The 10,615-nt window shown below is 57.9% G+C and carries 10 protein-coding genes, 1 tRNA gene and 1 pseudogene; 8 read left to right on the forward strand and 4 right to left on the reverse strand.

The genetic code is table 11. From position 1 onward, the window contains the following. From ACYVDE_RS07475 to atpD, 3 genes and pseudogenes are all read right to left on the reverse strand, one after another. Positions 1 to 313 (reverse strand): annotated as a pseudogene (locus ACYVDE_RS07475) (hypothetical protein); the annotation flags it as partial. A gap of 136 nt (positions 314 to 449) precedes the next feature. Further along, positions 450 to 698, reverse strand: a complete 249-nt coding sequence (atpC, locus tag ACYVDE_RS07480; RefSeq protein WP_305032261.1) for an ATP synthase F1 subunit epsilon — start codon at positions 696 to 698, stop codon at positions 450 to 452. Positions 699 to 811: 113 nt separating this feature from the next. After that, a complete protein-coding gene (gene atpD / locus ACYVDE_RS07485; RefSeq protein WP_460500863.1) occupies positions 812 to 2,317 on the reverse strand; it encodes a F0F1 ATP synthase subunit beta in 1,506 nt (501 codons plus the stop codon). A gap of 274 nt (positions 2,318 to 2,591) precedes the next feature. Between atpD and ACYVDE_RS07490 the strand changes: the two genes are divergently transcribed. The 7 genes from ACYVDE_RS07490 (at position 2,592) to pth (ending at position 7,713) form a co-directional block, all read left to right on the forward strand. Further along, positions 2,592 to 2,664: transfer RNA gene (locus ACYVDE_RS07490), tRNA-Gln, on the forward strand. A 148-nt stretch (positions 2,665 to 2,812) separates the two neighbouring features. Continuing rightward, on the forward strand, positions 2,813 to 3,739 hold the full coding sequence (locus ACYVDE_RS07495; protein WP_460500864.1) for a ribose-phosphate pyrophosphokinase: 927 nt from the start codon (positions 2,813 to 2,815) through the stop codon (positions 3,737 to 3,739). A 219-nt stretch (positions 3,740 to 3,958) separates the two neighbouring features. Continuing rightward, positions 3,959 to 5,023 (forward strand): DUF6340 family protein, encoded by a 1,065-nt coding sequence (locus ACYVDE_RS07500; protein ID WP_460500865.1) that lies wholly within the window; start codon positions 3,959 to 3,961, stop codon positions 5,021 to 5,023. Between the two features lie 9 nt (positions 5,024 to 5,032). Next, a complete protein-coding gene (locus tag ACYVDE_RS07505; protein WP_460500866.1) occupies positions 5,033 to 5,650 on the forward strand; it encodes a hypothetical protein in 618 nt (205 codons plus the stop codon). Between the two features lie 154 nt (positions 5,651 to 5,804). Continuing rightward, entirely contained in the window at positions 5,805 to 6,275 is a 471-nt protein-coding gene (locus ACYVDE_RS07510) for a hypothetical protein (protein ID WP_460500867.1), read from the forward strand. A gap of 96 nt (positions 6,276 to 6,371) precedes the next feature. Continuing rightward, positions 6,372 to 6,944: a 50S ribosomal protein L25/general stress protein Ctc gene (locus ACYVDE_RS07515; RefSeq protein ID WP_460500868.1), complete on the forward strand. Its 573-nt coding sequence runs from the start codon at positions 6,372 to 6,374 to the stop codon at positions 6,942 to 6,944. Positions 6,945 to 7,146: 202 nt separating this feature from the next. After that, a complete protein-coding gene (gene pth / locus ACYVDE_RS07520; protein WP_460500869.1) occupies positions 7,147 to 7,713 on the forward strand; it encodes an aminoacyl-tRNA hydrolase in 567 nt (188 codons plus the stop codon). A gap of 98 nt (positions 7,714 to 7,811) precedes the next feature. Here pth and metG read toward each other — a convergent pair whose 3' ends face one another. Further along, a complete protein-coding gene (gene metG / locus ACYVDE_RS07525) occupies positions 7,812 to 9,854 on the reverse strand; it encodes a methionine--tRNA ligase (protein ID WP_460500870.1) in 2,043 nt (680 codons plus the stop codon). Positions 9,855 to 10,091: 237 nt separating this feature from the next. Here metG and ACYVDE_RS07530 point away from each other — a divergent pair. After that, positions 10,092 to 10,615, forward strand: a 524-nt coding sequence (locus ACYVDE_RS07530) for a hypothetical protein (RefSeq protein ID WP_460500871.1), incomplete at its 3' end; no start/stop codon positions are given.

Below are 10,615 nucleotides of genomic sequence, written 5' to 3' on the forward strand. Positions count from 1 at the left end.
GGCTCCAAATACCTGCGCCTGATGCTCTGGACGCAGGTGTACGCCCGTTACAATGAGAACAACACCGGCACGCTACCGGCGCCGGCGTCACGGGCGTGCGCTTGGTTGCCTTGTTCAGCAAGAAGTTGAAGCGGGCCACGTACAAATCGGGGTCCTTCGGCGAGGCCTTTTCCCAATCGGTGAGCACCTTTTCGGCCGCAGCCACGTCGCCCTTCTTAAAAGCAGCCCGGAATTGCTCGCGGAATCCATCGGCCAGCATCCAGCTGCTCAGCCCCACCCAAAGCATCACTGCCCAGAAAACTCGTTGTACCATTTTTGCAGTATGTAAAGAAGAATAAATTGTACTGCAAATTAAGCGGCAAGCTTCGGAAATCCGCATAAAAAAATCCCCACGACGCCAACCGCCATGGGGATTTTCTAAAAATCGGGTTTAGCGAAGCTGCCGGAGCTTAAGCCAGCGCGCCTTCGGCCAACACAATCACGTTGTTGCGCAGCACTTCCACCACGCCGCCTTCGATGCGGATAACCTCGCGGCCACCGGCACCGCCGGTCAGCGTCACGTCGCCAGCCTTCAGGGCGGCAATCAGCGGCGCGTGGTTGTTCAGCACTTCAAACGAACCATCGGCACCCGGAAACTGGGCCGACGTCACTTCGCCTTCAAAAACCTTGCGGTCGGGGGTGATGATTTCGAGATGCATTTCTTTAAATGTGGGGAATGTGATGATGTGAAAATGTGGAAATGTGGCTAGTGACTTAATTGAGAATCAATTTTCACATCACCCACATTCCCACATTCTCCACATTTAAAAAATTACTTCGCTTCGGCAATCAGACGCTCGCCTTTGGCCACGGCATCCTCAATGTTACCCACGAGGTTGAACGCCGCCTCGGGCAGGTGGTCGTACTTGCCGTCGATGATTTCGTTGAAGCCTTTGATAGTATCCTTGATGTCAACGAGCACACCTTTGAGGCCGGTGAACTGCTCGGCCACGAAGAAGGGCTGCGACAGGAAGCGCTGCACGCGACGGGCGCGGTTCACCACCTGCTTATCCTCTTCCGACAGCTCGTCCATACCGAGGATGGCGATGATGTCCTGCAGTTCCTTGTAGCGCTGGAGCAGCTCTTTCACGCGCTGAGCGGTGTTGTAGTGCTCAGCACCCAGCACGTCGGCCGACAGGATGCGCGAGGTCGAGTCCAGCGGGTCAACGGCCGGGTAGATGCCCAACTCGGCGATTTTGCGGCTCAGTACCGTCGTGGCGTCCAAGTGGGCGAAGGTGTTGGCCGGGGCCGGGTCAGTCAAGTCATCGGCCGGCACATACACGGCCTGTACCGAGGTAATCGAGCCGCGCTTGGTCGAGGTGATGCGCTCCTGCATGGCACCCATTTCGGTAGCCAGCGTGGGCTGGTAACCTACGGCCGAAGGCATCCGGCCCAGCAGAGCCGATACTTCCGAACCCGCCTGCGTGAAGCGGAAGATGTTGTCGATGAAGAACAGAATGTCGCGGCCGGCACCAGTGCCGTCGCCGTCGCGGAAGCTTTCGGCAATGGTCAGACCCGACAGGGCCACGCGGGCACGGGCTCCGGGGGGCTCGTTCATCTGGCCGAACACGAGGGTGGCCTGCGACTTCTCCATTTCAGCAAGGTCCACTTTCGAGAGGTCCCAGCCGCCTTCTTCCATCGAGTGCTTGAAGGCGTCGCCGTAGCGGATGATGTTGGCTTCGATGAATTCGCGCAGCAAGTCGTTGCCCTCGCGGGTACGCTCGCCCACGCCGGCAAACACCGACAGACCTTCGTAGGCCTTGGCCACGTTGTTGATAAGCTCCTGAATCAGTACGGTTTTACCTACACCGGCACCCCCGAACAGACCAATTTTACCACCCTTCACGTAAGGCGCGAGCAGGTCGATAACCTTAATCCCGGTGAAGAATACTTCCGACGACGTAGCCAGGTCCTCGAACGCCGGGGCGTTGCGGTGAATGGGCAGGGCGCCGTCGCTCTTAGGCTGCTGAATGCCGTCGATGGCCTGGCCAATCACGTTGAAGAGACGGCCTTTCACGCCGTCGCCGGTGGGCATCGAGATGGGAGCACCCAGGTCGCGCACTTCAGCACCGCGGGTCAGGCCCTCGGTCGAGTCCATGGCAATGGTCCGTACCCGGTCCTCGCCCAAGTGCTGCTGGCACTCCAGAATTACCACTTGGCCGTTGTCTTTCGTGACTTCGAGGGCGTCGAGGATGTTGGGCAGCTTCGTGTTCTCGCCCGCGAAGCTCACGTCAACGACGGGGCCGATGACCTGAGTGATTTTGCCGGTATTGGCCATTTGCTTGTATTTATGATGAAGTTATGCAGATTTTCAGGCCGCAAAATTACGGTAGGGGCGCCGCTTTTCCAACCCTAACGTTTGCGGAGCTTGGCACCACTCACTCGCCTTGCCAGCAGCCCTATTGCCTTGAAATCAGGCATCAATGAATCAGGAGCAACTTTCGGCCGGATTGCCGCACATTTTTTCTGCACTTTTTTTCGCCAAAAACTTGCGTCGAATAATTCCTTTCCTACCTTTGCACTCCCAAACGGCACGTAGCCCACTGGGAAATTGTCCGATGGTGTAACCGGCAACACGCTTGATTTTGATTCAAGAAAGTCCAGGTTCGAGCCCTGGTCGGACAACGACATCGCTCGCATAGCAAACGAAAGGCGCTGGCTTCTCCACTTCCCGGAGAGGTCAGCGCCTTTCGCTTTTTCCACTAGTCTGCTTTTCGCGGCGCATTTGCGTCGCCTTTTTGCCTCTCGCTCCACCTAGTCAGCACCTTCCCCAATGAAACAGGTCAAAATATTCGCCGGCAGCGCCTCGCAGGCCCTCGCCGAAAACATTGCCGCCGCCTACGGCACGTCGCTCGGCGACGTTACCGTGCAGCGCTTTGCCGACAATGAGATGGGCCCCAGCTTCAACGAAAGTGTGCGCGGCTGCGAAGTATTTCTGGTGCAAAGCACCTTCCCGCCGGCCGAGCACCTCATGGAGCTCATGCTGATGGTGGACGCCTGCAAGCGCGCCTCTGCCTACAAAGTCAACATCGTGATGCCCTACATGGGCTACGCCCGGCAAGACCGCAAAGACAAGCCGCGCGTGAGCATCGGCGCAAAAGTGGTAGCCAACATCATTCAGAGCGTGGGTACCGACCGCCTGATGACCTGCGACCTGCACGCCGGCCAGATTCAGGGCTTCTTCGATATTCCCGTCGACCACCTCGACGGGGCTACCGTCACGGCCCCCTACATCAAGTCGCTGAACCTGAAAAACCTGATTTTCGCCTCGCCCGACGTGGGCGGCGTGGTGCGGACCCGGGCCTTCGCCAAGAAATTCGGCGCCGAAATTGTGGTCTGCGACAAAATGCGTCTGCGGGCCAATGAAATTGCCTCAATGCAGGTGATTGGCGACGTGAAGGGCATGGACGTGGTATTTGTGGATGACATGGTGGACACCGCCGGCACCATCTGCAAAGCCGCCGACCTCGTGATGGAGCGCGGCGCCAACTCGGTGCGCGCCGTCATCACGCACCCACTGCTCAGCGGCCCGGCCCACGAGCGCATCCGCGCCTCGCAGCTCACCGAGCTGATTACGACCGACACCATTCCGCAGCGCGAGCACAACGATAAAATCCACGTCATTTCGCTGGCCCCGCTGTTTGCCGCCGCGATTCGCAACGTGGTGACGCACGAGAGCATCAGCTCGCTGTTCGTGTAGGCATCGGCCACTACGAAAAAGAACGTCATGCTGAGCACAGGCGAAGCATCTTTACCGCAATACCATTCCTATTTAATTGGAATTAGTTGCGCAGTAGAGATGCCTTGGCTGCGCTCAGCATGACGTTCTTTTTTCAGCGCTTCTCCCCTGCCCTTTCCCAAAAACTGGCACAATTTTGTAGAACTGACCTTCCAACTGGAACTTTTTTCTGCAACTGTGATGAACAAGCTCTACGCTGCCGCCTCCACCCTTTTTGCCGCGCTGCTGCTGAGCAGCTGCGCCTCCTCGGTGCATATTCGGGCGCTGGCCCCGGCGGCGGTGCCCATGCCCGCCAACCTGCAAAGCGTGGCCACCGCCAACCGCATTATTCCCGAGTCGCGCCGCGACAAATTCTTCGATGTGCTGGAAGGCGCCTTCACCGGCGAGGGGCCGGGCGTGGACCGCGCCGGCGCCGATGAGTGCGTAAACGTGGTGGGCCAGGCGCTGGCCAACAACAGCTACCGCTTTAAGGTGACGCAGGCGCAGCTGCAGCTGCTGGGCCGCAGCCGCGAGTTTTTCCTGCCGCCGCTGGCCCCGCGCTACGTGCAGGACTTGTGCCGCCGCACGCAGGTAGATGGTCTGGTGGTGCTCGAAGCCTTCGACTCGGATATGCTGCTGAGCCACACCGACGGCTTCCGCACCGTGAAAGACAAGGAGGGCAAAGAGCACAAGGTGCCCACCGTGCACGTAGAGATGTTGATGAAAATCGTGACCGGCTTCCGCACCTACGGCGCGGCGCAGGGCTTCGTACTCGACCAGGCCCGGCAGGAAGACCAACTCGTGTTCAGCGGCGACGGCGACAATTACCCCGCAGCGCTCCGCCAGCTGCCGCCGCCCCAGGAGTGCATCCGGCGGGTGGCCCAGCGAGCCGGCGATGGCTATGCCCGCCGCATTGCGCCTTCCTACATCGATTTGAACCGGGACTATTTCACCTCAGCCAAGAAGGATGGCCGCATGAAGGAAGCCGCCCAGCGCGCCGAGGCCGGCGACTGGGCCGGGGCCGCCACGCTCTGGCAGCAGTCGGCCCGCCACCTCGACCCTAAAATTGCCGGCCGGGCCTTTTACAATCTGGCCGTGGCCAGCGAAGTGCGCGGCGACCTGCCGGGCGCTATCGACTGGGCTAAGAAGGCCGCTTTCACCTGCAACAACTCGCAGGCCCGCCAGTACCTGCGCGTGCTGAACGACCGCATGCAAGCTCAGGCCATTGTGCAGGAACAGCTGAAAAGCGTGCCGGGCGCGAATTAATTTGCGGGCATGTTCATGTATTCGCGCCTTGCCTGCTGGCTGGGCCTGGTTCTATCCTTGCTCTGCGCGCAATCGGCGCGGGCCCAATCAGCCATCAATAAGCCCTGGGGCTACACCAATCTCGACACCCTGGTTTCGGTGCGCACACCGTATCGCGCCCAGGAAGTTTCGGACGAGACCCTGCCCTGGTTGATGGCTTTTTTCACCAAAGGCAGCTATCACCATTTTATGATGGTGCGCATCGATGTGCGCGGGATGGTGCAACAGCAATTAAACGCAGCACACAAGAGGGGAAATTCCGTGCTGGCCGATAGCGATGCCGTGGTACTTAACGCGGATAAGTGCCTGCAGGGGCTACTGAAACTACCTTGGCTGGCCTTGGCTAAGCCCAAGCTGAACCAGGAGTATGTTGTGAATACGCCCATCGCCCCGGGTGGGCAGGCCAGCCACCGGGTATATACCGGCGTCGACCCCGATTCGCGCGAAACGGCGCGCATGGAAGTGCGCTGGTTTAACCTGCAGGATGTGATGTACTTCTTTTTCTGCACTACCGTGGATGTAGACGGTGACGAATCGCGCCAGGAACGGCTGCGGTATTTTAGCACCATCGAGCCAAGCAACCCTTGAGACGGAGGCTCCGAAAAAATGAGTGCTACAATCGCATCCATCACAAACTACCCTATTGAAATACGTATTCCTTGCCGGACTATTAGCCAGCCTTACGTTCTATTCAGCGTGTGCGCAGTCGGCCCCGCCCTGGCAAATCACTCGCCTCGATTCGGTGGCTTCCGTTCGGATGCCATATGCCGGCACCGCCGATGAGGAATTTATTAACTCCGGGATTGCCATTTTTTCCACCAATACTTCCGACAATGAGTTTGATGCCATCGTCTTCAGCCCCGTTCCCGACCCGGCTCATCCGCTGAAGCCCGGCCAGGTGCTGGTGCCGGAGCCCGAACAGTTTATCAGCCAGATTATGCGCTTGCCGGACAAAGCATTTGCCAAGGCCAAACTTAAAACGAGCTTTCCGGTGACGTTGCCCTCGGCTCCCGGCGGCAGGGCCATGCACCAAGTATACAGCGGATTCGACGAGTTTCACCAACTTCCGGCCGCGCTGGAATTGACCTGGGTGCTGATTGGCCGCACGCTTTACGTGTTTCGGTGCTCGTACTCGCTACCACAAGAAGTGGGAGCGGCCGAAGATGCTCAGCACTTTTTCAGCACCATTGCGTTCAAAACGGGTCAGCCCTAGGTTTTTGCGCGCTTAATTCTTACCTTTGCGGCCCGTTTGCCCCCGACGTTGGGAGTGAATGGGCCAATTTTTTATCATCCCCCAAACCACTTCTTTATGAAAAGCCTCGAGATTGTAGGGTTTAAAAGAGCGAATCTCGGTAAAACGGACGCCAAGGCATTGCGCCTCGACGCTCAAGTACCGTGCGTATTGTATGGCGGCCAGGACACTGTGCACTTCTCGGTGCCCGCTATCCTGTTCCGCGAGCTGTTGTACACGCCGGAGGCGCACATCGTGGACCTGAACGTGGAAGGCACGAAGTACCGCGCCATCGTGCAGGACGCTCAGTTCCATCCCGTGAACGAAATGCTGCTCCACGTTGACTTCCTCGAGCTGCAGGAAGGCAAAGAAGTGAAGATGGACATCCCCGTGAAGTACGTAGGCGTTTCGCCGGGCGTGCTGGCCGGTGGTAAGCTGGTGAGCAAGCTGCGCAAAGTGAAAGTGCGCGCTACCGCCGAAAACCTCCCCGATTACGTGGAAGTGAACATCAGCGGCATGGAGCTCGGCAAATCCATCAAAGTGGGTGCCGTAGAAGCCAAGAACTACACCATCCTCACCAACGCCGCGGCTCCCATTGCCACCATCACCATCCCGCGTGCGCTGAAAGGCGAAATGGCCGCCAACCGCTAATCACTGACCACGAATTAGCGCGAATTGAAACGGATTTCGCGGATTTCGTGGCCGGCGACAGCCAACCAGTAAAAACGCCGCTCCAATTTTGGGGCGGCGTTTTTATTTGGAAGGAATAGCGAATCAATCGTGGCTAAAATTCCCATTCTGCTCAGCCCCAAAATCCGCGGAATTCGTTTAAATCCGTGCTAATTCGTGTTCTATGAAGTTTCTCGTTCTCTGCCTCGGCAACATTGGCCCCGAATACGTCGACACCCGCCACAACATCGGGTTTATGGTAGCTGATTATCTGGCGGCCAAATTTGATGCGCCGCGCTTTGAAATCGGCCGCCACGCGTTCACCACCGAATTCAAGCACAAAGGCCACACCTACGTGCTGGTGAAACCCACCACTTACATGAACCTAAGTGGGAAAGCCGCGGCGCACTGGCTCGCCACGCTGAAAATCCCCGCTGAAAATATGGTAGTGGTGACCGACGATTTGGCCCTCCCCTTCGGCAAATTGCGGCTGAAAGGCCAGGGCTCGGCCGGCGGGCACAACGGGCTGAAGGATATTCAGGCCACGCTCGGTACGGATGTGTATGCGCGCCTGCGCTTTGGCGTGGATGCGAATTTCCCGAAAGGCCGGCAGGTCGACTACGTGCTGAATCCGTTTTCGGCCGATGAGCAGATTGAGCTGCCCACGCGCATCGAAAAAGCCGGCGACGCCGTGCTGGCATTCGGCGCCCTGGGGCTGGAGCGTGCCATGAATGTGGTGAATGTGAAATAAAAAACGAGTACCCCGAAATTCCATTTTGGCCCGCCCGAACAATTGTCGTTCTCGTGGGCCGAAATGAAATTTCGGGGTACTCGCTTTTGCTGCTCTCACTATGCTACGCCGCTGCCGTTGCGCACGGGCTTGCCGGGCTGCATCAGAGCAAGGCTACCGTCGGCATTTTCGGCCATGAGCAGCATGCCTTGGCTTTGAATGCCTTTAATTTCGCGCGGGGCGAGGTTAAGCAATACCTGCACCTGCTGGCCGATAAGGGCTTCGGGGATGAAATGCTCGGCAATACCGCTCACGATGGTGCGCTCCTCCAAACCCAAATCAACGGTTAGCTTGAGTAGCTTTTTGGTTTTGGCTACTTTCTCGGCGGCCGTGATGGTGCCGATGCGCAAATCCATGCGGCCGAAATCATCGAACGACACGTCGGCTTTGGCCGGCGTCACGGGCGTATTGGCCAGCTGGTTTTCCTTTTTGGTATCGAGTAATTTCTGCACCTGGGTTTCCACCACGGCATCTTCAATCTTGCCGAACAGCAGCGCGGCTTCGCGCAATTGGTGCCCGGCGGCCAGAGCGTCGGAACGGCCGGCAGTGGCCCAGGGGCCGATTTCGAGGTTAAGCATAGCCGCCAGTTTCTGCGCCGACTCGGGTAGGAATGGCTCCAGCAGCGGGGCCAGCGCGGCGGCAATCTGCAGCGACACGTGCAGCACGGTGCCGGTGCGGGCCGCATCGGTTTTGATGAGGTGCCAGGGCTGAGTTTCGGCCAGATACTTATTGCCGAGGCGAGCAAGGCTAATTACTTCGGCCAACGCATCGCGGAAACGGTAATTCTCAATCAGCTCGCCGATTTTGGCCGGGAATTCGGCCAATTGCGCGAAAGCATCCTGGTCGATGGGCTGCAATTCGCCCAATTCCGGCACGTTGCCTTCGAAGAATTTGTGCGTGAGCACGGCGGCGCGATTCACGAAATTGCCCAGCGTGGCAACCAATTCGTTGTTATTGCGCGCCTGGAAGTCTTTCCAGGTGAAGTCGTTGTCCTTGGTTTCGGGAGCGTTGGCGCACAGCACGTAGCGCAGCACGTCGGCCTGGCCCGGGAAATCGGCGAGGTATTCGTGCAGCCACACCGCCCAGTTGCGCGAGGTGCTGATTTTATCGCCTTCAAGGTTCAGAAATTCGTTGGCGGGCACGTTGTCGGGCAAAATAAATTCACCGTGCGCCTTCAGCATCGTCGGGAAAATGATGCAGTGAAAAACGATGTTATCCTTCCCGATGAAATGCACCAGCTTCGAGCCGGCATCTTTCCAGTATTTCTCCCACTCGTCGGGGAAAGCCTCTTTGGTGGCGGAAATGTAGCCGATGGGCGCATCAAACCATACGTACAGTACTTTGCCCTCGGCACCGGGCACCGGCACCGGCACGCCCCAATCGAGGTCGCGCGTCACGGCGCGGGGATGCAGGCCCTGGTCAATCCAGGATTTACACTGGCCGTACACGTTGGTTTTCCAGTCGTTTTTGTGGCCTTCGATAATCCATTCGCGCAGCCAGGGCTCGTATTGGTCGAGGGGCAAAAACCAGTGCTTGGTGTCGCGCAAAATGGGCTGCGCGCCGCTGAGCATGGAGCGTGGGTTAATTAATTCGGTCGGGCTGAGCGAGGTACCGCAGCGCTCACACTGGTCGCCGTAGGCATTTTCGTTGCCGCAGTTGGGGCAGGTGCCCACGATGTAGCGGTCGGCCAGAAATTGCTGGGCCTTTTCGTCGAAATACTGCTGAGTGGTTTGCTCGATGAATTTACCCTCGTTGTTCAGCTTGGTGAAAAAACCGCTGGAAACCTCGGCGTGCGTGGCCGACGACGTGCGCGAGTACACATCGAACGACACGTTGAATTCCTTGAACGAGTCGCGAATCAGGGCATGGTATTTATCGACTACCTGCTGGGGCGTAACGCCTTCTTTCTGGGCGCGAATGGTGATGGGCACGCCGTGCTCGTCGGAGCCGCAAATAAATTTCACGTCGCGGCCCGCAGCGCGCAGGTAGCGCACATAAATGTCGGCGGGCAGATAAACGCCGGCCAGGTGGCCGATGTGCACCGGGCCGTTGGCGTAGGGCAAAGCGGCGGTAACGGTGTACCGCTCAGGGATAACAGACATAAAAACAAAAAGTAAGCAAGTAGAATCAGCCGGTGGATTTCCGATTTATAAATCGGGAGCGGCGTTCCAATGCGCAAAGAAACAAGGAAAAAAGAGCAGAATTAAATCAACAAAAAAACGCAGTAAACCGTTTGACGCTTAAATGATTTTATATTTGAGCGCGCCTATTTCGAAATAGCGTGCTTCGATTGCCACATCCTTTCTTTCCGACACCCTTCACCACTCATATTTTTTCACATGAAAAAACCTGCTTCCCCGGTTAAAGCCGAAAAAACACCTAAGCGCACGCCGGAAGAAAAAGCCGCTCGCAAATCGGCCAAGAAAGCCAGCCGCGCAACGACCGAGCTAAGCGACGACCGCGCCAGCAAAAAAGCCAGCCAGAAGAAGTCGCTGAAGTCGGCCGCCAAGCAGCTGCAGAAAGAGTTGAACAACCGCATGAACGAAGTGGTGGCTCGCATCCGCAAAGAAACGAAGGCCAAGTTGAAGGAAGTGGTGAAGGACGCAACGCGCCGCCTCGACAGCGATACGGAGCGCATGTTTGAGCAGGCCCTGCACACCATCGTCCGGCATTACGACTCGGTGGGCGGCTCGGCTGCAACTGCTGACAACGACACTACCGATTCGGCTGACACGGCTTCGGCCGGCAAAAGCACGCGCGGCCGCAAAAAAGGCCAGACGCTGAACAAAGACGGCACGCCGCGCAAGCCCCGCACGCCCCGCACCGATGCGGCTGATGGCGATGCACCGGCCACGCCCGGCAA

It is taken from the genome of Hymenobacter agri, assembly GCF_054778495.1.